We start from the raw sequence: 25,034 nt of genomic DNA, 5'->3' as shown, positions 1-25,034 counted from the left end.
TTAATCTTAGCACCCATCTTTTCGATACGTACAATCCGTCTTGGTGCAATTCATACACCCGGTACGTTCACATTCTAATTTTTCATCGCCAATCCCGATAACGGCGGTCACCGACTTCGTCGGAGTTAGCATCCCACCATCGGTTAGGGTTAGGCCAATGGTTTTCGCTGCCTCTACTAACCTAAGAATCATCCCTTGGCTATCTAGGTCAAAATCCCCATAGCCAGGGGAAAACCGAGGACGCAAATGCTTTTGACTCTTGGCGTACTCGGTCTTTAATTCCTCATTATATTCATCTAAATACGCCTCTAAGACAGCTGCGCTGGCCGCCTGCAAAACCACCACCCTAGCCATGTCGCCTGAGCTATAACGCCTGATTAGTAAATCAATACCCGTTCCCAGCGTGCAAGCTATAACGAGAATTTCCTGACAACCTTTTAAGTTCTCCGCTAAGGCCGCACTTTTCGTGCTGACCGAGCCAAAAGTCACGGTTTCGCTATCTACCACTAAGGGAAAGCACCGATTACTAAAACGCGGTTTTGCAACTTCAGTCACTTCCTGCAAGGCATCCTTAATAAGCTCTGCTACCGCTGTTGTGGCTTCACCCTTTTGATAGCCTAAGTACCGTTTCGTTTCCCGGAATAGGCGCTGGTTATTAAAATCTAATTTCGTCATTATTTATAAGCTTTCATATAAATCTTTATACTGCTTTGCCGACTGTTCCCAGGAGAAGTCTTGCTTCATTCCTCGTTCTACAATTAAATTCCACTGCCGCTTTTTATCGTAATACGTCATTTCGCCGTAACGAATCGTCGCCAGCATCTCGTGGGCGTTGTAATTAAGGAAGGCAAACCCTGTCCCGGTTTTTTCGTATTCGTTATAAGGATCTACCGTATCGATTAGACCACCCGTTTGGCGAACGATCGGCACCGTACCATAGCGCAGACTCATTAGCTGAGAGAGGCCACAAGGTTCAAAGAGGGATGGCATCAAAAAGGCGTCGCAAGAACCGTAAATCCGGTGAGATAACTCCTCTGAATAGAAGATGTTTGCCGCCACTTTCTCGGGATACTTCCATGCATAGTGACGGAACATATTTTCATACTTCTCGTCCCCGGTCCCTAGAATCACTAATTGAATGTGATCGTTACATAATTCATCCATCACGTGTTCAATTAAATCAAAGCCCTTTTGATCCGTCAAGCGGGAGACGATACCAATCATCATCACCTTCCCGTCTTCCGGTAGACCTAGTTCCTTTTGGAGGGCCAGCTTATTCTTAACCTTATCTTTTCTAAAGGTACTAGGAGAAAAGTTTTTGGCTAAGCTTTTATCCATTTCCGGATTATACACTTCATAGTCGATGCCGTTGACGATTCCCACTAGATCACCACTCCTGGCCCGCATTAAGCCGTCTAAGCGCTCGCCGTAGAAAGGCATCTGAATTTCTTTAGCGTAAGAATTACTAACTGTGGTCACCTTATCAGCATAGACGATTCCGCCCTTTAGGTAATTGGCATCGTTATATGCTTCCATCTTATCCGGGGCAAAGTAGTACGCCGGTAAACCGGTAATATCCTTAACCTTCTTCGTATCCCAAATTCCTTGGAACTTAAGGTTGTGAATCGTCATTACCGTCTTAATTCCCCGGAAGTACTCATCTCCATAGCGGAAATTATCGAGATACACCGGTACCAAACCGCTTTGCCAGTCGTGGCAGTGAATAATATCCGGCCGGAAATCAATAACGGGAATCGCGCTTAAAACCGCCTTAGAGAAGAAGGCAAACTTTTCAATATCCTCATAGATTTGACCGTAAGGAGTCGGTCCCGAAAAATAGAATTCGTTATCTAAAAAGTAATACGTAATCCCTTCATATTTATACTCAAGAATACCCACGTACTGTTTGCGCCAATTCAGATCCATATAAAAGTGAGTAATAAACTTAAACTTACTGCGCCACTTCTCATCAATACAGGTATAATTAGGCAACACTACTCTTACGTCGAACTCTTTTTTATTGAAGCACTTTGGCAGGGAGCCAACCACATCTGCTAGTCCTCCCGTCTTGATAAAAGGCACCGATTCCGACGCCACAAATAATACTTTTTTCTTCATAGAAACCCTTCCCATTATCTTCTCTTCTCCTCATGTGCTAACTGTCGCATCTCTCTAGCATTCGCCATCACCGTCTCGGTAATCGTCTGACCGCCCAGCAAACGGGCTAGCTCAGTAACGGATTCTTCTTCGCTAAGAGTTTTGATCTCCGTTTGCGAATGCTGTCCTTTAATCACTTTCTCAATTAAGTAATTCTGATTAGCCATGGCCGCTATCTGGGGCAAATGGGTAATCGTAATCACCTGGTGTTCGCTAGCGATTACCTTCATTTTCTCCGCCACCTTATAAGCCGTATTGCCACTGATACCCACATCGATTTCATCAAAAATCAAGGTGGGAATTGCATCTTTCTTCGCCATCACCGTCTTAATCACCAGCATGATCCGAGATAATTCGCCGCCGGAAGCCACCTCGTTAAGCGGCTTTACCTTTTGACCGGGATTCACCGATACCAAAAAGACCACCTCGTCCATTCCGTCTTCACTCGGCTTTTTCTCCGAGAAATCGATAACAAACTGGTTATCGGCAAAATTAAGATCCGCAATGCCAGCACGAATGTCGCCTTCTAGTTCTTTAGCCACACTCTTTCGAAGGCTTGATAGCTTTTTACCTATTTTTTCCAGACTAGCAAGCTGCTTCGCGGCTTTGGCTCTTAGGTTTTCTAGATGCTCCTCATAGTTTTCCAGAACCTGAATTTCTTCTTGTTTTTCAGCCAAATACTCCAGCATTTCACTAGCCGATCCCCCGTATTTGGTCTTTAAGTAATTTATCGTATTAAGGCGGGATTCTAGCTTACCAAAATCTTCTTCCGAATAATCCAAGGTCTCCAGATAGGCGCTTAGCTCGTGATTAAAATCATTTAGCAGATTATCAATCTCTGTTAACTGGGACACAAGGTTCTCGCTCTTTTCGTCGTATTTAACGGCTTCTTGCAGCGCCCTGATACCTCTTGAAATTTGCTCGCTGGCACTATCATCACCGGCGGCCGTCAGTCCATAGGTAATGCTGACTTCCTCTTTGATGTTTTTGCTGTGAGCAAGAAAACGATACTCTTCGTCTAGCGCTTCGTCCTCCCCCGGCTTAAGCGCTGCTTCTTGAAGCTCATTCACTTCAAAACGAAGGAGTTCTAACTCTTTTTCTCTAGCGCTGTCGTCCTTCTGACTTTTTGCCAGCTCAGCAGTGGTTTGCCGATACTCGCTTAAGCGCTCCTTTATCTCCCGCTTCAATTCCCAAGCCTCTTCACCGGCATAGCTATCTAAAATCTGCAGGTGATACTGGGGGTCTAAAAGAGACTGGTGCTCGTGCTGACCGTGAAGGTCTAGAAGCAAGCTCGATACCTGACGCAAATCATTCATATTGACCGTTTCTCCATTAATCTTACAGACACTGCGGCCATTCATAAGTTTGCGACTGATAATTAGTTCCCCATCATCTAGGAACACGTCCTGCCGAGCTAATGCCTCTTTAAGGGATGCTGACTCAATCTGAAAACGGAGCTCGGCTAAACCGTACTGGGCACCTTCTCTTAGGACCTCGCCTTTATAGCGGGCGCCAAGAGCCAGATTAATGGAACCGATAATAATCGATTTACCGGCCCCCGTTTCCCCTGACAAGACGTTAAGACCCGGGGCAAAATCCACTTCAATCTCATCGATTAAAGCTAAGTTTTTCACATATAAACTTTGTAGCATATAGTTGCTCCTATACTAAGATTTTCCGAATCTTCTCTTCCACCACTCGGGCGCCGTCCTCGCTTTTGATAGCACACATCAAGGTATCATCACCAGCAATACAACCAGCCACCTCCGGATACTCCAGAGAATCAATCGCTGCCGCTACCGCCATCGCCATGCCCGAGACGGTTTTAATTACTAAGAGATTTCCCGCTACTTCCATAGAGAGAAAGCCTTCTTTAAGGACACGAATAAACTTTTCGCCTAGCTGAGGCTTCCCTGGTTCTAAGACGCCGTACCGGTGGCGACCATTTGCCGTCGGCACTTTGGTCAGCTTCAAATCCCGAATATCCCGACTGATGGTAGCCTGAGTCGTGGTAATGCCCTCCAGACGAAGATGCTCCGTTAAATCCTCTTGGGTTTCAATCTCGTATTTATTAATTAACTCAATGATTTTTTGTCGTCTATTACCCTTCACCTGTTTAACTTCCTTTCATTTTTCGGCGCAGTGTTTCTAAGAAACTCACGTCACCTAGCTTGATGATCTTCGTCACCGTTTTTGCTTTCTGCACATGAACTTCGTCACCGGTCACTAAGTTATAGGGTCCGGCGCCGTCAAAAGAAACAATGGCCTCTTCTACCGTCTGATTGCGGCCCTCTAACACCTTAATCGTAATCTCATCCGTATCCGCCAGCACAATGCTGCTGGTGTTTAGAGCGTGAGAGCAAATCGGCGTTAAAAGAATTAAGGACGCTGTCGGCTTAACGATGGGACCGCCCGCCGACAGATTATAGGCCGTCGAGCCCGTCGGCGTGGAAATGATAATTCCATCGGCTTTATAGGTATTCAGATACTCGCCGTTTACATAGACCTCATAAGCGATGACCCGTAAGCCGCCTTTTCTCGAAACTACAATGTCGTTAAGAGAAAGGTCACTTACCCCCGCGTTCACCTGCCCGGCGAGCATCATTCGCTCCTCCACCTGATAATCTCCTGAAGCTAGCTTGGTTACGGCCTCTTCCAGGCAATTTGGCTCTATCTCGGTGAGATAACCTAGAGTCCCCATATTTACACCGAGAAGGGGTACCCCCGTCTTATGCAAGTAACCAGCCACCTCAATTAAGGTGCCATCTCCACCGATAACGAGTACGAAATCTATTTCATCCCTTTTCAGATTCTCCACAATGGTTTTGCGTTCGGCATTTTCACATAGCACGCAGGTAATTCCCCGCTGCTCAAAAAGCATTTTAGCTTCCATGGTTCTTTGAAAATCGGGATCTTTTGTCTCATTTGTCACGATTAGTATCTTTTGCATCTACTTAAGCTCCTTCGTCGCTTCTATCGTAATTTCATCAATATTTATACCATCATTTATAATACCATAGTTATCGCTCTTTTTCAGCAAAACCAGATATTCTATGTTCCCCTCAGGTCCTTTAATCGGCGAAAAGCTTAGTTTACAGACGTCAAAGTTAATAGAAGTTGCATAATTAATCACTTTTTCAATCACTTCTACATGGGTGCTTCGCTCTCGCACCACTCCTTTTTTTCCCACCTTTTCTCGCCCTGCCTCAAACTGGGGCTTAATCAAAGCCACCACAAGAGCTGCTGGCTTTAAATAGGCGTAAATCGGCGCTAACACTTTTGTTAACGAAATAAAAGAGACGTCGATGGAAGAAAAATCGATAGCTTCTCCCAAATCCTTTGGTTCAAGGTAACGGATATTCGTCTTTTCCATACTGATAACCCGAGGGTCATTTCTTAGCTGCCAATCTAGCTGGCCTCTTCCTACATCGATGGCATAGACCTTTCTCGCACCATTTTGGAGCATGCAGTCAGTAAAGCCGCCGGTAGATGAGCCTACATCGGTACAGACCAAATCCGTTAGGGAAAGGGCAAACTCCTTCAGCGCCTTTTCTAGCTTATAGCCACCGCGGCTCACGTAAGGCATGTCTTTGCCCCGAACCTCGATTTTGGCCTCCTCGCTAAAGGTGCTACCGGCTTTATCTTCCTTTTGATCATCGACATAAACGATGCCTGACATAATAAGCGCCTTTGCTTTTTCCCTAGAAGCGGCTAAATTTCTTTTAACTAATAATATATCCAAACGTTCTTTCATCGTCCTACCCTTTTAGATCTTTTTCTATTTTTTCCGCGATGGCACTGCCATTTAAGCCCAATACCTCTCGTAGAACCTCTACATTCCCCTGTTCTACATAATCATCGGGAAGCGCAAAAGGACAAACCTTTACTGGAAGGCTGTGCTCCTCGGCATAGTCTGCCACTTGGGAGCCAAACCCACCGATTTTAACATTCTCCTCGACGGTGTAGATTATCGAGTGGGTTTTTGCCACTTCTTCGATCATCTGAGTATCGAGGGGTTTGACAAAGCGAGCATTAATTAAAGACACCTTACGCCCTGCCTCTTTCAGTTTTTTATAAGCTAAAACCGCTTCGCTAAACATGTGCCCTACACTGATAATGGCCACTTCTTCTTCTCGGTAAATCCATTCACTTTTTCCTAAAGCAATTTCTTCTCGGTATTCTTCAAAGGCATCGAAAGCGCTGCCTCTTGGGTAGCGAATGGCCACTGGTCCTTGAAGCTTAAAGGCAAATCTAAGCATATCTGCCAGCTCCCATTTGTGCTTCGGCGACATAACCGTCATATTGGGAATCATCGACAAATACGAAAGGTCAAAAATCCCTTGGTGAGTATCCCCATCATTGCCCACAAGTCCTCCTCTATCAACTGCAAAGACCACCGGCAATTTCTGAAGAGCCACATCGTGAATCAACTGATCAAAGCCTCTTTGTAAAAAGGAAGAATACACCGCAAAAACCGGCTTCATTCCCGCACAGGCAAGTCCCGCGGCAAAGGTAACCGCGTGCTCTTCAGCAATCCCCACATCAAAAAAGCGTTTGGGAAACTTACTGGCAAAGCGTTTTAGACCAGTACCATCAGCCATGGCCGCCGTTATCGCCACCACGGTTTCATCTTTCATGGCAATGTCCGTCAGAACTTTCCCAAAGACATCGGTATAAGAATCCTTAGTCGCTGGTGAAAGCGATTCACCCGTTTCGATATCAAAGGGGCCCACCCCGTGGAATTTATCCGGCATAGCAATCGCCGGCTCGTAACCTCGTCCTTTTTCCGTTAGAACGTGAACTAGCACCGGCCCTTTAATCCTTCTTGCTTCCCGGAAGGTCTTACATAGCTTCTCCACGTCGTGACCGGCTACTGGTCCTAAATACGTAATACCCATATCTTCAAAAAGCATCCCTGGAATCACCAGTTGCTTCAGGGAATTCTTAGCCTTTTTCAGCTGACGAATCATCGGTTTGCCGACGCCAGGAATATATTCTAACGTCTCTTCTACTCCTTTTTTTAGACCGTGATACAGCTCTGCACTGCGCAGTCGATTCAAATACTTGGAAATACCACCCACATTTTCCGAAATCGACATATGGTTATCGTTTAAGACAATGATAAAATTGCTTTTTACTTGAGACGCGTTATTAAGGGCTTCATAAGCCATACCGCCAGTTAATGAGCCATCGCCAATTACAGAAATCACCTGATAATCTTCCCCTTTAATCTCCCTGGCCCGGACGTATCCTAGGCCTGCCGAAATCGAAGTGGAACTATGTCCCGTTCCAAAAGCGTCGCATTCGCTTTCACCAGGCTTAGGGAAGCCACTTAAACCGCCAAAACAGCGGAGCTCATCAAAACCGGCCGTCCGACCAGTTAGTAGCTTGTGGGTATAGGACTGATGTCCCACATCCCAGATGATCTTATCCTCCGGCAGTGTAAAGGTTAAATGCATGGCCATGGTCAGTTCCACCACACCTAGATTAGACGCCAGATGGCCGCCGGTTTTACTGATTTTTTCGATTAGAAATGAACGGATTTCTGCCGCCAATTCTTGATAATCTTCAGGGGCAATCTCTTTGATATCATTCGCTTTTTTTATTTGCTCTAACATACCATTCCCTCATCTATTTCCTACGGTTTATTAAATACGTGAGTAGCTGCTCTAAAAAGGCAGTGTCTTTTCCAAGTTTTAACAATAAGGAAATCGCTTCTTCCGAAGCGTTCTTTACCGCTTCTACCGCTGCTTCCTTGCCGTAAAGAGTAACGTAAGTGGTCTTCTCATTTTTAGCATCACTACCGATTGGCTTTCCTAGTTCAGCGTATGTCCCTTCCACATCTAAGATATCATCCTGAATCTGGAAAGCTACGCCGACTAAGCGCCCGATTTTCTCAAGGGCTGTCACCTCACTTGCCGAAGCGCCGCCAGTAATACCACCAATCATCAACGAGCCTTCGATTAAGGCCGCCGTCTTCTTCTCGTATATATAGTTTAGGGTCGTGGCCTCTAAGGCCTTACCCGTCTCCTTCACATCCACTACTTGACCGCCAATCATCCCATAGATACCAGCTTTCTGGCCAAGGACACGAATCGCTTGAATGCCTAATTCCCGGTCCACCTGGCTATCAAATACTTTCATTGCCGTTTCAAAAGCGTAGTTAAGCAGAGCATCTCCCGCGAGAATGCCCATATCTTCGCCGTAGACTACGTGAGTAGTCTTTTTGCCCCGACGGTATTCATCGTTATCCATTGCTGGCAAATCATCGTGTACTAGCGAATAGGTGTGAATCATCTCCATCGCGGCCATTAGCGGCCACACAATTTTCTCCTGATCGTTAAATAGGCGAAAGCTTTCCTGCATAAGCAGGGGACGCAGGCGTTTTCCTCCTGCCACCAGGCTATAATCCATCGCTTCCATCACCAGACTAGCCGGTCCTTCCGGTTGTGGCAAGAAGCTCTTCACAATCTGTTCTACCTCTAAGACGTGCTTATCTAACACTTCTGAAAAATTGCTATTACTCATCGATGTCTCCTTTTTCATCCAAGACGATAATACTCTTTTCTATTTTATCTAATTTATCATTACACTCTTTTAGGACTTTCATCCCCTTTTCGTACAAAGAAAGACTGTCCTCTAGACTTACCTCTTCGCTCTCCATCGCCTTCGTTACATCCTCTAGCTCTGTAAATAGCTCATTCAAATCCTTTTTATTTTCGGCCATCTGTTATTTCCTCCACCTTGGTTACTTCCGCTGACACCTCGCCGTCGCGAAGATAAATGCTTAGGGTATCCCCTACCTTTACTGATTTGACGCTATCAAGCTTCGCCTCTTCTCGCTTTACATAGGCAAACCCGCGACTAAGCTTCTCTAAGGGTGAAAGCCCTCGTAAGCGCTCGACATATATGGCAAGAGTATGTCTAGCCCCTTGAAGCTGATTGTGAATTCGGGTGCGCATCCGTTCCTCTAACTCGCTTACGTACTGCTTTTGTTCCCGCAATTTGGAGACGGGATGCAAGAAACGTATTCGCGTCTCATACTCTTTAAGCTTAAAGCGCGTCTCCCGAACCTTACTCATCAAGCTACGCCTCAGTCTAGCTTTCACACTTTCTAGCTGTTCGTTAATCGCTAAGACATCGGGTACAGCAATTTCCGCCGCTGCCGATGGTGTAGGCGCTCGTAAATCCGCCACAAAATCCGCAATCGTCGTGTCTGTCTCATGACCAACCGCCGAAATGACGGGAACCTGACTGTCGAAGATGGCTCTTGCCACCACCTCTTCATTAAAGGCCCACAAGTCTTCTATCGAACCGCCACCCCGGCCCACAATAATCAAATCTACCTGCTTTTCATTGAGAATTTCGATGCCTTTCACAATGCTTTCTTTTGCCCCTACTCCTTGCACCAAGGCCGGATATAAAATCAGCTGAACATAAGGGTTGCGCCTAGTCGCGACGCTGATAATATCCCGAATAGCCGCTCCCGTTTTCGCAGTTACGATGCCGATGGTCTGGGGAAAGCTAGGAATCGGTTTTTTATATTCGGGCGCAAACATTCCCATCTCTTCTAATTCTTTTTTAAGCGCTTGAAACTTCTCGTATAAAAGGCCATCGCCGTCCAAGCGAATCTCTTTGGCGTACAGCTGATAAGAACCGGCTCGCTCGTAGACGCTTATCTGTCCAAAAGCGATTACCGATTGACCCTCGGCCATACGAAAAGCGAGTCCGCTCCTCTGCCCCGCAAACATCACGCAGGCAATCGTACCAGACTCGTCTTTCAATGAAAAATATATGTGCCCCGAGGTATGGTACTTGCAGTTAGACACCTCACCTTTCACGTAAATCTTATTCATCATGAAATCCTGAGCAAACATATTTTTTATATATCCATTTACCTGTTTTACAGTGTAAACATTCATCGCTAAGGTTATTCCCTTTCCTGGGTAAACTTAGCCAAAACACCGTTAATAAACGCCGGTCCATCGCCGCCGCTGTACTTTTTGGCAAGTTCTACCGCCTCATTAATCGCCACCTTCTCAGGGACTTCTTCATCATAAAGCATTTCGTATACCGCCAGACGCAAGATAGCTAAGTCCACCTTATTCATCCGACTAGTCTTCCAGCCTGCGGTCTTGGTGTTAAGAAGCTCGTCGATGGCTGTCGCGTGATCGGCAACAGCCGAAGCTTTCTTCTGAATACTCTCGGTTTCCTGCGGTTCCACTTCTCCTAATGAGGAAAAGTATTCCTGTTGCTGCTCCGGTATTTCTCCATTAGAGTGAAACTCCAATTCGAAGACTAGCTTGAAAACATGCTCTCTTTGCTCTTTTCTAGTCACTTATTGCTCCTCCGATACGTTCACACCGGCTACACGTACATTCACATCAGCCACGCTAAGACCGGTCATGTTTTCAATAGCCGTCTTAACCTTTTCCTGAACGTTCTTCGTAATCTCCATAATATTATTTCCGTATTTAATATTAAGGGCTAAATGAACTTTTACCACGTTGTCCTGTATTTCAATCTTTACCCCTTTAGAAAGAGATTTGCGGCCCAACTTTTGCATAATATCCTTGGTGGCATTACCGACCATGGAAGCTACTCCATCAACTTCCATCGCAGCAATCCCGGCGATAACCGCTACCACCTCATCGGCAATTTTCACTGAACCTGCGCTTCCTTCCTTAGTAATTGTATATGTATTTTTTGTATTTTTCTCCACGTCTTAGCTCCTCCTATTTCGTAATCGTAACTAGATTATAGCAAATTTGCAATTGTTTGTACACTTTTTGCGTTCATCTTGTGTTACTATAGTTTCAGAAAAAAACTTGTGTGAAAGGATCCTCAAAATGATTGCATTATTTCTTGCTCCGTTATACATTTTGTTAAATTTCTATTTGGCGCGCTGGCTACTTCGCTGGATGGGCGCTTGTACCAAGCACTTCCGCAGACGTGGACTTCAGATCTTTATTGTCGTTGTTTACTGCTTGATATCTTCTTCTATTCTAACCGCCTTTTTGCTTCCTTGGCGCTGGCTTAAATACGTAGCTAATACTTGGTTTGGAACCGCCTGCTACATTCTCCTGACGGTAATTATCGTCGATGGCATCCGCCTACTCTTAAAATACGTCTTCAAAGTCAAGTGGGACTGGCTCGGTTCGCGAAAAACCTTTGTCCGAGTAGGAACTATTTGTATTGCGATTATTCTCTCCCTCTCTGTCTACGGAACGTTAAACGCCCGTTACATCCGCATCACTGATTACCAGGTAGACCTGGCAAAGGAAGCCCCGGAGACCGATGGCATGCGGATTATTCTCGTAGCTGACTTACACCTTGGCTACAATAAGGGCCTCTCTCAGATGACGCAAATGGTACGCAAAATCAACGAGCAAGAACCTGACCTTGTAGTCATCGCCGGTGATATCTTCGATAATGAATTTGAAGCAATTAATCAGCCCGCTAAAATCGCCGAGGCTCTACGACAAATCAATAGTACCTACGGCACCTATGCTTGCTACGGCAATCACGATATCGAAGAAAAAATTCTCGCCGGCTTTACCTTCTCCTCTAAGGAGAAGAAAATGGCCTCCCCAGAAATGGACCAGTTCTTAGTCGATGCTGGTGTTACTCTCCTGCGGGATGAAGGAGTTACCTTACCGAACGGCGTCCAGCTCTACGGTCGTGCCGATAGAGAACGCCCCGGTAGAGGTATCGAAAAGCGGAAGACTCCTGAAGAAATCACCGCTACCTTCGACCAGGAGAAACCCATCTTTATTATCGACCACGAACCAGCCGAGCTAGAAGAACTAGCTAGCGCCGGCGTAGACTTAGACTTAGCCGGACACACCCATAACGGCCAGATGTGGCCTGGAACCTTAACCATCGGCTTCTTCTGGGATAATCCCTACGGTGAACTAAAAGTTGGTGACATGACCAATATCGTCACCTCCGGGGTGGGCGTCTTCGGCGCCAATATGCGAGTCGGCACGAAAGCCGAAATCGCCGTCATCACCATTGGGGACGGAGTAAAGTGACGAAAAACTCCGTCCCAACCTGAAAAGAAGTGTGTCCCCGACACACTTCTTTCCTTTTTTACTTTATCTTTATTTTTCAATCAACAACGAATGACCTGTCATTTCTTTCGGTTGCTCCATACCCATTAACTGAATCAAGGTCGGAACGATATCGCAAAGAGCGCCGCCTTCTTTAAGTCCATACTTTGAATCCGCATTTACTAAGATAAATGGTACCGGATTGGTTGTATGAGCCGTAAAGGTCTCGCCATCATTAGGATCGATTAGCTGTTCGGCATTGCCGTGATCGGCACAGATAAACATCTGACCATCTACTTTTTTGAGAGCTTCTACTGCACGACCAACACAGCCGTCTATTACTTCAATAGCCTTGATGGCGGCTTCAAGTGCGCCTGTATGACCAACCATATCAGGGTTAGCAAAGTTCGTAATAATCACATCGTATTTATTGCTTTCAATAGCGTCCACTAACTTATTGCACACTTCGTTTGCGCTCATTTCTGGCTTCAAGTCATAGGTTGCCACCTTTGGTGAAGGCACTAAAATCCGGTCTTCGCCTTTATTTGGCTCTTCCACGCCACCGTTAAAGAAGAAGGTAACGTGAGCGTACTTCTCCGTCTCTGCAATTCTGGCTTGGGTTAAGTTATGAGCGGCCAAGAATTCGCCGAAGGTATTGGTTATTTCGTCTTTTCTAAAAGCTACTAAACAGTTCTTAAACGTATCGTCATATTCGGTAAAGCACACAAATGTTGTTCGAATTCTCGCTTCTCTAGGAAATCCGGTGAAGCTATCATCCACAAAGCAGCGCGTAATCTCTCTAGCTCTATCCGGACGGAAGTTAAAGAAGATAATAGAATCCGAATCGATGATTGAAGTCACTGGTTTGCCATCCTCTTCAATCACTGTCGGTAAAACAAACTCATCAGAAACATTAGCGGCGTAGGAATCCTTAATGGCCTGTACGGCATCTGTTGCCACCTCGCCAACGCCTGCTGTCATTGCCAGATACGCTTTTTGTACCCGTTCCCAGCGATTGTCACGGTCCATAGCATAATAACGTCCCATTACCGTAGCGACTTTACCCACACCGATTTCCGCCATCTTCTTTTCTAGCTCGGCCACAAATCCAGCACCACTTTCTGGTGGTGTGTCCCTGCCATCTAGGAAACAGTGAACGTAAACCTTTTCTACTCCTTGCCTTTTCGCTAATTCTAGTAGCCCATAAATATGGGTGTTGTGACTGTGAACACCACCATCGGAAACAAGTCCCATCAAATGAAGAGCGGAATTATTCTTCTTAACATTCGCACAAGCAGCTAAAAGAGCTTCATTCGTAAAAAAGTCACCATCTTTAATCGCCTTCGTAATCTTGGTCAAATCCTGGTAAACCGTGCGTCCGGCACCCATGTTTAAGTGACCTACCTCGGAATTACCCATCTGTCCTTCAGGAAGACCTACCGCCAAACCGCTGGCATTCCCTTTTACGAAAGGATATTCTTTCATCAGCTGATCCATAACCGGGGTGTTTGCCGCAGCAATAGCGTTTCCTTTCGTATTGTCACTTAATCCATATCCATCCAAAATCATTAATACTGTTGGTCTTTTACTCATTTATTATTCTCCTTTATCCGCAAAAATATGCAAGGAAGCACATTGAAGCTTCCCTGCACGGATTACTTATTTATAATTTACAATTTTACCAAAGTCTGCTTTCAAAGAAGCACCACCAACTAAGCCACCGTCGATATCAGCCTCTGCAAAAAGTTCAGCAGCGGTATCGGCAGTAACGCTACCACCGTATTGAATACGAATAGCATCTGCTGTCGCTTGGTCAAAGATTTCTGCTACACATGCTCTAATACCAGCACATACTTCTTCTGCTTGAGCAGTGGTTGCTGTCTTGCCTGTACCAATAGCCCAGATAGGTTCATAAGCGATAACCGCTTTCTTTGCCTGCTCGGCTGTTACGCCAAGAAGACCAATCTTTACTTGTTGACGAATAAAGTCCATGGTCACACCTTGTTCTCTTTGCTCAAGGGTCTCACCGCAGCACATGATTGGCGTTAGGTTGTGTTCGAAAGCTTTTAAGACTTTCTTGTTAACCGTCTCGTCTGTCTCAGCAAAGTACTCTCTTCTCTCAGAGTGACCGATAACCACGTATTCTACGCCGGCGTCTACTAACATCGCTGGTGAAATCTCACCTGTGTAAGCCCCGCTTTCTTCAAAGTACATATTTTCTGCACCAACCTTGATGTTGCTGCCTTTAACTGCTTCTACTACAGGAATAATATCGATTGCTGGTACGCAAAAAACCACATCCACATCATCGCTCTTAACAAGAGGCATTAATTCCTCCACAAGAGCTACTGCTTCTGATGGAGTTTTGTTCATTTTCCAGTTACCTGCTACAATTTTTCTTCTAGACATCTTTCTCTCCTTCTTATACCTTGTTATCTACTACGTTTCAATTTATTTATCGTTGGCAGCAGCTACACCTGGTAGCTCTTTCCCTTCTAAGAACTCTAAAGAAGCACCGCCACCGGTAGAAATATGGGTCATTTTATCGCCAAATCCTAGCTGATTAACGGCAGCAGCTGAATCTCCACCACCAATAATCGTTACTGCATCCGCTTCTGCTAGGGCTGCGGCAACAGCTTCGGTACCGTGAGCGAAATTAGGCATTTCAAAGGTTCCCATGGGACCGTTCCATACCACTGTTTTTGCGTCTTTGACAGCATCGATAAAGATTTTTTCTGATTCTGGTCCAATATCAAGACCTAACCAACCATCAGGAATCTCGTCGATCTTCACAACTTTATGATTGGCATCATTTGAAAATTCATCGGCGATAACCGTGTCTACTGGTAAAAGCATCTTAACGCCTTTATCCTTCGCCTTTTTCAGCATATCCAGTGTATACTGTAAAAAGTCTTCTTCCAAAAGCGAGTTACCAATACTACCACCTTGAGCTTTAATAAAGGTATAAGCCATACCACCACCGACGATTAATGTATCTACCTTATCTAACAGGTTTTCGATAACAGAAAGCTTGCTAGAAACCTTTGCGCCTCCAAGAATTGCCACAAATGGACGTTCTGGATTATTGACAGCATTTCCTAAAAAGTCGATCTCCTTTTGCATTAAATAACCAACTACAGCGGTATCCACATACTTGGTCACCCCTACATTAGAGCAGTGTGCCCGGTGAGCGGTACCAAAGGCATCATTAACGAAAACATCGCAAAGAGAAGCCAGATCCTTAGAGAAAGCATCACCATTCTTGGTCTCTTCTGCCCGGTAACGAGTGTTTTCTAGTAAAATCACATCGCCGTCTTTCATCTCCGCAACGGCTGCTCTGGCATTTGGTCCTACTACCTCTGGATCCGCAGCAAACTTAACCTCTTGACCTAGAAGCTCAGAAAGGCGTACCGCTACTGGTGCTAATGATAATGAAGGCACCGGCTCTCCTTTTGGCTTTCCTAGATGAGAGCAAAGAATAACCTTGCCACCATCAGCAATCAGCTTCTTAATCGTTGGTAGTGCCGCTACCAAACGGTTTTCATCGGTAATTTTACCATCGATTAAAGGCACGTTAAAATCACAGCGAACGAGTACGCGTTTTCCTTTAACGTCAATATCATCGATTGATTTTTTGTTCAACATATGTGTATCCTCCTAGTTTATTCTCTTATTTTAGATGGAATTTGCGCTTGGCAAATTCTGGCGCCTTCGGCGTGTGCATACGCACAAAATACATTACGCCGAAGTGCGCATCCTAGCGGAGCGCTTTTTATAACAAAAGGCATTTCGTGCCTTTTGTTATAAAAAGGGTCCGGCCTGGTACGACCGGACCCCTTGGTTGAGTCTGTGTATTCTATAAATCAGATAGATATTTGATAGTACGAACCATTTGGCTGGTATATGAATTTTCGTTATCATACCAAGATACAACTTGAACTTCTGTAGTTCCGTCGCCAACTGGCATAACCATTGTCTGAGTAGCATCAAAGATAGATCCGTAGGTGCTACCGATAATGTCTGAAGAAACGATTTCGTCAGTGTTGTATCCAAAAGATTCTGTTGATGCAGCCTTCATAGCAGCATTGATTTGATCTACTGTTACTTCACCTTCTACTACTGCAAAAAGAAGAGTTGTAGATCCTGTTGGTGTAGGTACACGTTGAGCAGCTCCGATAAGCTTGCCGTTAAGTTCTGGAATAACAAGGCCGATTGCCTTAGCAGCACCAGTTGAGTTAGGTACGATGTTCTCAGCAGCAGCGCGAGATCTTCTTAAATCGCCTTTTGCTTGAGGTCCATCAAGAGTCATTTGATCACCTGTGTAAGCATGGATTGTTGCCATGATACCAGATTTGATTGGAGCTAAGTCGTTAAGAGCCTTAGCCATTGGTGCTAAACAGTTTGTTGTACAAGACGCAGCTGAAATTACATTGTCCTCTGCTTTAAGTGTCTCGTGGTTAACATTATATACGATAGTAGGCAGATCGTTGCCAGCTGGAGCTGAGATAACTACCTTTCTTGCACCTGCTGTGATGTGTGCAGAAGCTTTTTCTTTTGAGGTGTAGAATCCAGTACACTCAAGAACTACGTCTACTCCAAGTTCTCCCCAAGGAAGGTTAGAAGCATCTCTCTCTGCGTAAATTTCGATTTCTTTTCCGTCTACAACGATTGAAGTTTCTTTCGCTTCAACTTTGTCGTAAAGTTCGAATTTACCTTGTGTAGTATCATACTTAAGTAAGTGAGCTAACATTTTAGCATCTGTTAAGTCGTTGATTGCTACTACTTCATATCCTTCTGCTACAAACATCTGTCTGAATGCAAGACGTCCGATACGTCCAAATCCATTAATCGCAACTTTTACTGCCATGTTTAATTTCCTCCTAAATTTGGTTAATTAAGAAACTATTTATAGTGATAACCCGTAACAAGTAAGTATTTATAGTCGCTATACTTGTTAAAGAATCGTCAACCGTGTTTTATTGTACTAAATTCTGTACAACTTTTCAAGGGCATTTCTGTACTTTTTGCCCTCATATTAAATACTTTTGCACAAATCCTCCCGCTTGCGGTTCGCTATAGTACGAAAATCCGCATTCAGCAAGATAATTAGGTACTTTATCAAAGGCGTAAGCCAGCTGTTCGGGCTGGTGGCCATCTGAGGCGATCGTCACATTTTTTCCGCCTAAGTTCCGGTAAAGCTTAAGGGCTGATGACTGGGGATGAGGAAAAGGTAACTTATACTTAAGCCCAGCCGTATTAATCTCAATGGCCTTGCCCCGGCGAATAATCTCTGTAAAAATCTCCGCAAACACATCCCGGTAATCCTCAAAATGATACGTACTATCCCTCCCTTGCCCATAACGCACCGCGTAATCTAGATGTCCAAGTACGTCAAAGGCGGTACAGGCTCGAACATTTGCCAATACCTCTTCAAAATATTCCAGGTAGACTTCTTTATCCGGTCGCCCCTGATGAATATCGGCTACCGCTGGGTCTCGTCCTTTCACAATATGGGTAGAACCGATGGCATAGTCAAAGGGGTATTTCTTTCGCAAATCCTGGAAAAAAGCGCCCCGCTCTGGCTCTAAGCCCATTTCAATCCCGATTAAAACCTTTATCTGCTCCTGGTACTTCTCCTTTAGCGGTAATAACTCCTCAAAATAAGCATCCACATCGAAAGTACCATCCACCGGATAATCAACGGAAGGAAAATCGTAGTGATCCGTGATTCCGATACAGGTAAGCCCGGCAGCGATGCCGGCTCTAATCATCGCCTCAGGCTCGGCCTTGGAGTCGTGAGAATATCGCGTATGAAGGTGACAATCTGTCAAAATCTTATTATCTTCCAATAATCGTTCCTCCCGCCATCACGTATTCACCGTCGTAAAGCACCAGCGCTTGCCCCGGAGTAATGGCCCTTTGAGGTTCATCAAAGGTTACCAGGATTTCGTCTGCGCCTGTCTTTTGGACCGTACAAGGAGCCCCTGGGTGATTATAGCGAATCTTACCAAAGGCTTCTACAGGACCACTAATATCCGCTACAGACATAAAATTCACCTGATTTGCCCGCACCGTATAAGAAAGCGACTGCTCATCATCACCAACCACTACTTCGTTGGTCGCTGTGCGAATTTCTAGAACGAAAAGGGGACGGCCAAGGGATAGTCCTAAGCCTTTGCGCTGCCCCACCGTATAGTGAGTAATCCCTTTATGCTGACCTACTACGGTCCCATCGGTCAAGACAAAGTTTCCGGGAGTCTGTTTTTTTCCCGTTTCCTTTTCGATAAAACCTTTATAATCGCCGTCGGGAACAAAACAAATATCCTGAGAGTCAGGTTTATTGGCAATTCGCAGATTAATCCGCTCCGCCATCTCCCGGATCTCTTCCTTTGTATAATCTCCTACCGGCATCAGTGTCCGCCTAAGCTGGTCCTGGGTCAGATTATAAAGTGCGTAAGTCTGATCTTTCGCTGCTGTCTTTGAATTAGCAACAGCGTAGCGACCATTTGGCAGCTTTGCAATCCTTGCGTAGTGTCCCGTAGCGATATAATCGGCGCCAATCTCTAGGCTGCGCTGTAAAAGGGACTCCCACTTAACATACCGATTGCAGGCAATACAGGGATTAGGAGTACGCCCCTGCTGGTATTCGGCAATAAAGTAATCAATCACCGCTGATTTAAACTCTGACTTAAAGTTCATTACGTAATACGGAATATCAAGCGCGGCGGCTACCCGCCTGGCATCATCGACGGCACTTAAGCCGCAACAACCACCATTTTCTTGCTGGGCTATTTCCTCTTCGTCCTGCCAGATTTGCATGGTAACCCCAATTACGTCATATCCTTGTTCTTTTAAAAGATAGGCCGCCACCGAAGAGTCCACCCCGCCGGACATTCCCACTACTACTTTTTCTTTCATCTTAATATTCTTCTTCCTCTTCCTCTTCGTCCTCGTGGATATCGCTCTTTGGCTTCTCCAAGCCTTCGATTTTTAGATTATGCTTCTCGGCATAGTCCCAAAGAGCCGCATGAATTGCCTCTTCCGCTAGCAAAGAACAATGCACCTTTACCGGTGGCAGCCCATCAAGAGCTTCCATTACCGCCTTATTGGTCACACCAAGGGCTTCCTCGACGGTTTTCCCTTTTACTAACTCCGTCGCCATCGAACTGGTGGCCACGGCAGCTCCACAACCGAAGGTTTTAAATTTTACGTCCTGAATCACCTGATTATCATCGATATCCAAATAGATTCTCATTATATCGCCACACTTAGCGTTTCCTACGGTTCCCACACCACTAGGGTTTTCAATTTCGCCCACGTTACGGGGATGTTCAAAATGATCCATTACTTTTTCTGAATATGCCATCTTATTTCACCTTTTCTTTCTTTAGAAAATCTTCGTATAGCGGCGACATCTCGCGAATTCTTGCCACTATCTTTTTCAGTTCATCTACCAAATAATCGATATCTTCCTTGGTCGTCTCCTCGCTGAGACTCACTCTTAAAGAGCCGTGAGCGATCTCGTGAGGTAAACCAATCGCTAAAAGTACATGAGAAGGATCTAGAGACCCTGATGTACAAGCCGAACCACTAGAAGTACAAATACCTTTCATGTCCAGCATGATTAGTAGACTTTCCCCTTCGATAAAGCGGAAGCTAAAGTTGGCGTTATTCGGTAAACGCTTAACCCGGTCACCGTTTAAACGTGTATAAGGGATTTCCTTTAAGACCCGATCAATCAGATAATCTCTTAGTTCACTCTCGTATTTTGCTCGCTCATCTAAGGTTGCGTAAGCCAGCTTCGCTGCCGTTCCCATGCCGACGATTCCCGGCACGTTCTCTGTTCCCGCCCGGCGCTTGCGCTCCTGAGCACCGCCGTGAATAAAGGAGCGAATCTTAACTCCTTTACGGATATAGAGAAAACCAATCCCCTTAGGACCGTTAAACTTATGAGCACTGGCACTAAGCATATCGATATGTAGTTCTTCCACATCAATCGGTACGTGCATATACGCCTGAACCGCATCGGTATGAAAAAGAATACCGTTTTCTTTCGCAATAGCACCAATTTCCTTAATCGGTTCAATGGTTCCGATCTCATTGTTGGCAAACATCACAGAAATAAGAATCGTCTCTGGACGAATCGCCGCCCTGACCGCCTCTGGGTCTACTAAGCCATTTTCATCCACATCCAGATACGTCACCTGGATGCCCTTTGACTCTAAATACTGAGCCGTATGCAAAATTGCGTGATGCTCGATTTTTGTCGTAATAATATGATTCCCTTTATCGGCGTAAGCCTCTACTGTCGCCTTTAACGCCCAGTTATCACTTTCTGAGCCACCTGCTGTAAAGTAAATCTCGTTAGTCTTGGCCCCTAAGCTTTTCGCGATGATTTCTCGCTGCTCGCTTTCCACTTCCTTGTTGGCTGCTGCAAAACTATACACACTAGAAGGGTTGCCATAGTTCTCGGTAAAGTAAGGAAGCATCGCTTCTACTACTTTAGGGTCCGTCTTCGTCGTTGCCGCATTATCTAAATATATAAATTTGCCCATCTTTATTCTCCTCGTCAATCACTTACACTGATTTTCAAATTCGCCGTCAGGATTAATGTCTTCGCTTTCTTCTGCTAACTTACTTAAAAGCATCTCATCCACTGTATGGTTGATGCTATCGTTGATTTTGCGCCAGACATACTTGGTCACACATTCATCAGCTACCGTACAGCCACCTTCCGCCGAACAATTAACCGCGTCTAAATCCCCCTCTAACGCACGTAAGATGTCACCTACAGAAATCTCATTCGCTTCTTTTGCCAAGACGTAACCGCCACCGGCTCCGCGCACACTTTTCACCAACTCCGCTTTTTTGAGAAGGGCGACGATTTGCTCTAAGTACCCTTCAGAAATCCCTTGCCTTGCAGCAATACTGCTAATTGACACCGGTGCTTCCTTGCCAAAGCGAGCAAGGTCGATGATGGCCCGCAGACCGTATCGTCCTTTTGTTGATAATTTCATTAAAAACGCCTCCTTAAATACCTAAGAAACCTGCTACTATTCTCTCCTCGGCCTCTGCTTCTGTAAGGCCTAAGGTTTCTAACTTAATAATTTGATCACCGGCAATCTTGCCAATGGCGGCTTCGTGAATAAGCGAAGCTTCTACATGATTGGCGGTTACATCCGGCACTGCCTTCACAAACCCTTGATCCATAATAATGGCGTCGCACTCCGAGTGCCCTGCACATTTATTATTGCCGTTAAGCACCGAATAGAAGTACTGCTTTGACTGTCCTTTGGCCACCGATCTAGAGCTAACGGTGGTGCTGGAGTTTTCCCCGTCAAGGTCGACACTAAAACGAGTAATCGCCTCTTGTTCGCCATTAGTTAAAAGTTTCTCTTTTATAAGCAGCTTCGCGTTCTCTTTCACATCACCTCTAGTGGTACGATCGGTTTTATCTACACCTTCAATTTGCACCGTTTCGATTTCTAAGACGCTGTCCGCTTCTAAGTGAACCTCCGTCACGGGATTTAGCACCTTCGAACCGGTGCCGCCCCCTTCTCCGTAATGCTTCTCTGTATATTTGACCTTGGCCCCTTTACCTACGTAAAAAGTATGAATACCATCGTGCTGAGTTAAGTGATCGCCGTCATTATGTATGCCACAACCGGCAACAATATTGACTTCTGCTCCTTCACCAATATAAAAATTGTTATAGACCAAATCATTCATCCCACTGGCATCCATCACCACCGGAATATGCACCATCTCATTTTTCGTACCGGGAGCAATGTGAATATCCATACCATCACCGGCGGGCCGGGGGATAATCTCCACATTTTCGCTGCTACTACGCTTTACGCTTTTTCCATTTACCCGGATATTAAAGGCGCCTTTTGGTAGCTCCTTAATTCCAGAAACAATATCTAAAATCTTATCAACTGTTGTATTCTTCATCTCTTAGCACCTCAAATTCTGTCACAGACTTGATTTCCGGGAATTAACTCCGGTAGAATATCGGCTTTGGCTCCCACTTCTTTCACCTTGCCATCGGCTATAACCGCAATCCGATCGGCAATCTCCATAATTCTCTCCTGATGAGAGATAATCACAATACTTCCGTTTACCTCTCTTTGTTGCTTTTCAAAGACCTCAACTAAGTTTTTAAAACTCCATAAGTCAATCCCGGCCTCCGGCTCGTCAAAAACCGATAAAGCTGTCTTTCTGGCAATTAAAAGGGCGATTTCAATGCGCTTTAATTCACCTCCCGAGAGACTGTCATTAATCTCTCTTTCGATATAGTCAGCGGCACATAAGCCTACTTGGGACAAATAGACACAGGCCGTATTAACATCTATCTCTTGTCCCGCCGCTAGCTTTAAGAGATCGTAGACTTTAAGCCCTTTAAATCTAACAGGGGCCTGAAAAGCAAAGCCGATTCCCTTGCGGGCTCGCCCAGTAATATCAAGATTCGTAATATCCTCTCCCTGAAAGAATATCTGACCGGAAGTGGGCTTTATAATTCCCATAATAATCTTGGCAATGGTACTTTTACCGCCGCCATTGGGGCCAGTAATAACCATAAATTCTCCATCTTCAATCTTTAGGTTAACCCCTCGCAAAATGTTTACATCGCGTGCTTCGTCATCATCGTGAACTTCATAATAGATATCTCTTAATTCTAACATAGCTTCTCCTAATTCCTACTCATTTACTAGGTTTTTGTATTCCTAGTGTATCACTAGGGTATAATTTGGTCAAGAGGGATACACAATGTATTCACAAAAAAACAAGGACCACCTATCCCTAGGAAGTCCTCGTTTACTATCGTCTTATATTTCCTGATCATGCAAAAGGTTGGCATAAGCCATAATCGCAGCCACCGTCTTAGAGTCTTGCATCTTACCACTATAGATAAGCTCCTTACACTCCGCAAGCGTCATCTCCAAAACTTCCACGTATTCATTCTCGTCTAGCTGCTGTCCCTCTTGTCGTAAGTCACTGGCAAGATACACTTCGATATTCTCATCGCAGAAGGCCACCGTTGTCTTAATCGTCAACAAATGTCTCATGTTCGCCGCCAAATAACCGGTCTCCTCTTTCAGTTCTCTGGTGGCGCACGCCTGAGGGTCTTCATCGGGGGTATCTAGCTTACCTGCGGGAATTTCAATCGTATCGCGTTCTAGGGCGTTGCGATACTGCTTGACTAGCACCAAACGCCCGTCTGGTAAAATAGGGAGAACGGCCGTCGCTCCGTCGTGGTGAATCGTATCCCAGACAGAGGTATTGCCGTTTTCAAATTCCATGTAATCCTTGTATACATCGATAATTCTGCCTTTATAGGCAAGTTCTCGCTTTACTCTTCTAACTTCATTAGCCATTACCATTCCGCCTTACAGTGTATTTAAAAACTCCTCCAAGCGATCTAGTCCCTTGTCGATAGCTTTCATGGAAATAGCATAAGACAGGCGAATATAATTGTCAAATCCAAAATCGGCGCAAGGAACTACCGCCACGTTATAATCCTCAATGAGAATTTCCGCCAGACGATTAGCTGTCCCAATCCGGGTGCCCTTATAAGATCTCTCAAGGGCATCTGTACAATCCACAAAGACATAGAAAGCACCTTCTGGCTCAAGGGTATCTACTAGCGGCATCTGGACGATACGCTCATACATATGCTTCCGTCGTTTGTCAAACTCAAGGCGCATCTCTTCCACCGCATCCTGCGGTCCTGTAATCGCCTCAAGAGAAGCCTTCTGAGCGATCGAGCAAGGATTGGATGTCTGGTGAGACTGAACCGAACTCATTAACTTAGCGATCTCTAAAGAAGAGCCCGTGTAGCCAATACGCCATCCCGTCATGGCGTAGCTTTTAGAAACTCCACTACAGGTAATGGTGCGCTTATAGATCTCTTCCCCTAAGGAGGCGATACTAATATGTTCTTGCTCGCCGTAAATTAGGTGCTCATACATCTCATCTGCAACTACGTAGATGTCATTGCTTACCACCACTTCAGCAATTGCTCGTAGTTCCTTTTCACTATAGACCATGCCTGTAGGGTTGCTAGGCGTGTTTAAAATAAGAGCTTTCGTCTTCGGCGTAATCGCCTCTTCAATCTGCTTGGCGGTTACTTTCAAATCATTCTCTTTCTTTCCGTATAATTCTACCGGTACCCCATCACAAAGCTTGACAATCTCCGGATAGGTCAACCAATACGGTGCCGGAATCAACACTTCATCACCTGGATTAAGCAAGGCTTCAAACACATTCGTTAAAGAATGCTTGCCGCCGTTACTAATAACAATCTGGCCTCTTTCGTAATCGATGCCGTTAAACTCTTTAAACTTTTTAGCCACTGCATCTCTTAATTCGTCTGTACCAGCCGCTGGCGTATACTTGGTAAAGCCTTCGTTGATTGCGCGAATCGCTGCATCTTTAATATTCTGTGGAGTATCGAAGTCCGGTTCTCCGGCACCAAAACCCACAACGTCAACACCTTTTGCCTTCAACTTCTTAGCCTTAGCGGTAATCGCTAAAGTCGATGAAGGTTTTACTCGCTTTGCTTTTTCTGATAATGATAATGACATAATTCCTACCCACCTACTTTTTTTCATATTCTCTTAACACTTTCTTGATTATAATATACTTATCGTCAATGTGCAAGATTTAAAAACGATTAATTCTCTTTTTCGTATTATTCATTGTTTAAATTGACTAAAATCGTAATTTTTGCAAGTTTCTCTTTTTAAACTTGCAATTCCGGCGTTTCTTATATCGAGTAGGAGGCGGTGACTAACCGCCGTCCTCTCACAGCACCGTACGTAC

General features: G+C 45.1%; 26 protein-coding genes. 1 reads left to right on the top strand and 25 read right to left on the bottom strand.

The genetic code is table 11. From position 1 onward, the window contains the following. Window positions 1-6: 6 nt before the first annotated feature. From NHH16_RS13360 to NHH16_RS13305, 12 genes are read right to left on the bottom strand one after another with little or no spacing between them, the layout of a single operon-like run. The gene (locus NHH16_RS13360) at window positions 7-675 is read right to left on the bottom strand and encodes a vitamin B12 dependent-methionine synthase activation domain-containing protein (protein ID WP_262070111.1); all 669 of its coding nucleotides are present in this window, start codon (window positions 673-675) and stop codon (window positions 7-9) included. 3 nt (window positions 676-678) lie between these two features. Next, on the bottom strand, window positions 679-2,118 hold the full coding sequence (glgA, locus tag NHH16_RS13355) for a glycogen synthase GlgA (RefSeq protein ID WP_262070110.1): 1,440 nt from the start codon (window positions 2,116-2,118) through the stop codon (window positions 679-681). Between the two features lie 14 nt (window positions 2,119-2,132). Next, window positions 2,133-3,809: a DNA repair protein RecN gene (gene recN / locus NHH16_RS13350; protein ID WP_262070109.1), complete on the bottom strand. Its 1,677-nt coding sequence runs from the start codon at window positions 3,807-3,809 to the stop codon at window positions 2,133-2,135. A gap of 10 nt (window positions 3,810-3,819) precedes the next feature. Then, window positions 3,820-4,269: an arginine repressor gene (locus NHH16_RS13345; RefSeq protein WP_262070108.1), complete on the bottom strand. Its 450-nt coding sequence runs from the start codon at window positions 4,267-4,269 to the stop codon at window positions 3,820-3,822. A 4-nt stretch (window positions 4,270-4,273) separates the two neighbouring features. Continuing rightward, window positions 4,274-5,107 (bottom strand): NAD(+)/NADH kinase, encoded by an 834-nt coding sequence (locus NHH16_RS13340; RefSeq protein WP_262070107.1) that lies wholly within the window; start codon window positions 5,105-5,107, stop codon window positions 4,274-4,276. Continuing rightward, window positions 5,108-5,911 (bottom strand): TlyA family RNA methyltransferase, encoded by an 804-nt coding sequence (locus NHH16_RS13335; RefSeq protein ID WP_262070106.1) that lies wholly within the window; start codon window positions 5,909-5,911, stop codon window positions 5,108-5,110. Window positions 5,912-5,915: 4 nt separating this feature from the next. Beyond that, window positions 5,916-7,775 carry a 1-deoxy-D-xylulose-5-phosphate synthase gene (gene dxs / locus NHH16_RS13330; protein WP_262070105.1) on the bottom strand — a complete coding sequence of 620 codons (1,860 nt, stop codon included), beginning with the start codon at window positions 7,773-7,775 and terminating at the stop codon, window positions 5,916-5,918. A 13-nt stretch (window positions 7,776-7,788) separates the two neighbouring features. Continuing rightward, on the bottom strand, window positions 7,789-8,685 hold the full coding sequence (locus NHH16_RS13325) for a polyprenyl synthetase family protein (protein WP_262070104.1): 897 nt from the start codon (window positions 8,683-8,685) through the stop codon (window positions 7,789-7,791). Beyond that, complete coding sequence (xseB, locus tag NHH16_RS13320) at window positions 8,678-8,884, bottom strand: exodeoxyribonuclease VII small subunit (protein WP_262070103.1); 207 nt, start codon at window positions 8,882-8,884, stop codon at window positions 8,678-8,680. Before xseB ends, NHH16_RS13325 begins: the two co-directional genes overlap by 8 nt. Continuing rightward, on the bottom strand, window positions 8,871-10,079 hold the full coding sequence (gene xseA, locus NHH16_RS13315; protein ID WP_262070102.1) for an exodeoxyribonuclease VII large subunit: 1,209 nt from the start codon (window positions 10,077-10,079) through the stop codon (window positions 8,871-8,873). Before xseA ends, xseB begins: the two co-directional genes overlap by 14 nt. An 8-nt stretch (window positions 10,080-10,087) precedes the next feature. Beyond that, window positions 10,088-10,495, bottom strand: a complete 408-nt coding sequence (nusB, locus tag NHH16_RS13310; protein ID WP_262070101.1) for a transcription antitermination factor NusB — start codon at window positions 10,493-10,495, stop codon at window positions 10,088-10,090. Then, window positions 10,496-10,879: an Asp23/Gls24 family envelope stress response protein gene (locus NHH16_RS13305; protein WP_262070100.1), complete on the bottom strand. Its 384-nt coding sequence runs from the start codon at window positions 10,877-10,879 to the stop codon at window positions 10,496-10,498. 127 nt (window positions 10,880-11,006) lie between these two features. On the opposite strand from NHH16_RS13305, the gene NHH16_RS13300 reads away from it, so the two are divergent. Next, entirely contained in the window at window positions 11,007-12,191 is a 1,185-nt protein-coding gene (locus tag NHH16_RS13300; protein WP_262070099.1) for a metallophosphoesterase, read from the top strand. Between the two features lie 69 nt (window positions 12,192-12,260). On the opposite strand, the gene gpmI is transcribed toward NHH16_RS13300, so the two are convergent. The 13 genes from gpmI to NHH16_RS13235 all read right to left on the bottom strand — a co-directional run bounded on the left by gpmI (window position 12,261) and on the right by NHH16_RS13235 (window position 24,796). Continuing rightward, window positions 12,261-13,802, bottom strand: coding sequence for a 2,3-bisphosphoglycerate-independent phosphoglycerate mutase (gene gpmI, locus NHH16_RS13295; RefSeq protein ID WP_262070098.1), 1,542 nt, complete (start codon window positions 13,800-13,802; stop codon window positions 12,261-12,263). A gap of 66 nt (window positions 13,803-13,868) precedes the next feature. Then, the gene (tpiA, locus tag NHH16_RS13290; RefSeq protein ID WP_262070097.1) at window positions 13,869-14,618 is read right to left on the bottom strand and encodes a triose-phosphate isomerase; all 750 of its coding nucleotides are present in this window, start codon (window positions 14,616-14,618) and stop codon (window positions 13,869-13,871) included. 42 nt (window positions 14,619-14,660) lie between these two features. Then, complete coding sequence (locus NHH16_RS13285) at window positions 14,661-15,854, bottom strand: phosphoglycerate kinase (RefSeq protein WP_262070096.1); 1,194 nt, start codon at window positions 15,852-15,854, stop codon at window positions 14,661-14,663. Window positions 15,855-16,065: 211 nt separating this feature from the next. Next, complete coding sequence (gap, locus tag NHH16_RS13280) at window positions 16,066-17,076, bottom strand: type I glyceraldehyde-3-phosphate dehydrogenase (RefSeq protein ID WP_262070095.1); 1,011 nt, start codon at window positions 17,074-17,076, stop codon at window positions 16,066-16,068. Between the two features lie 163 nt (window positions 17,077-17,239). Beyond that, window positions 17,240-18,058, bottom strand: a complete 819-nt coding sequence (locus NHH16_RS13275) for a histidinol-phosphatase HisJ family protein (protein WP_262070094.1) — start codon at window positions 18,056-18,058, stop codon at window positions 17,240-17,242. Beyond that, window positions 18,048-19,127, bottom strand: a complete 1,080-nt coding sequence (gene mnmA / locus NHH16_RS13270) for a tRNA 2-thiouridine(34) synthase MnmA (protein WP_262070093.1) — start codon at window positions 19,125-19,127, stop codon at window positions 18,048-18,050. Before mnmA ends, NHH16_RS13275 begins: the two co-directional genes overlap by 11 nt. Window position 19,128: 1 nt before the next feature. Then, window positions 19,129-19,575: a Fe-S cluster assembly scaffold protein NifU gene (gene nifU / locus NHH16_RS13265; protein ID WP_262070092.1), complete on the bottom strand. Its 447-nt coding sequence runs from the start codon at window positions 19,573-19,575 to the stop codon at window positions 19,129-19,131. 1 nt (window position 19,576) lies between these two features. Then, entirely contained in the window at window positions 19,577-20,764 is a 1,188-nt protein-coding gene (nifS, locus tag NHH16_RS13260) for a cysteine desulfurase NifS (RefSeq protein ID WP_262070091.1), read from the bottom strand. A gap of 18 nt (window positions 20,765-20,782) precedes the next feature. Further along, complete coding sequence (locus tag NHH16_RS13255; RefSeq protein WP_262070090.1) at window positions 20,783-21,226, bottom strand: RrF2 family transcriptional regulator; 444 nt, start codon at window positions 21,224-21,226, stop codon at window positions 20,783-20,785. A 13-nt stretch (window positions 21,227-21,239) separates the two neighbouring features. Further along, the gene (locus NHH16_RS13250; protein WP_262070089.1) at window positions 21,240-22,163 is read right to left on the bottom strand and encodes a SufB/SufD family protein; all 924 of its coding nucleotides are present in this window, start codon (window positions 22,161-22,163) and stop codon (window positions 21,240-21,242) included. 11 nt (window positions 22,164-22,174) lie between these two features. Further along, the gene (locus tag NHH16_RS13245; RefSeq protein ID WP_262070088.1) at window positions 22,175-22,894 is read right to left on the bottom strand and encodes an ABC transporter ATP-binding protein; all 720 of its coding nucleotides are present in this window, start codon (window positions 22,892-22,894) and stop codon (window positions 22,175-22,177) included. Window positions 22,895-23,038: 144 nt separating this feature from the next. Continuing rightward, window positions 23,039-23,587, bottom strand: a complete 549-nt coding sequence (locus NHH16_RS13240) for an NUDIX domain-containing protein (RefSeq protein WP_262070087.1) — start codon at window positions 23,585-23,587, stop codon at window positions 23,039-23,041. Window positions 23,588-23,599: 12 nt separating this feature from the next. Beyond that, entirely contained in the window at window positions 23,600-24,796 is a 1,197-nt protein-coding gene (locus tag NHH16_RS13235; protein WP_262070086.1) for a pyridoxal phosphate-dependent aminotransferase, read from the bottom strand. Window positions 24,797-25,034 lie beyond the last annotated feature (238 nt).

Origin of the sequence: Ohessyouella blattaphilus, assembly GCF_024721265.1 — a bacterium.
GTDB lineage: Bacteria > Bacillota > Clostridia > Lachnospirales > Lachnospiraceae > Aequitasia > Aequitasia blattaphilus_A.
This window is presented reverse-complemented; position numbering and strand designations above follow the sequence as displayed.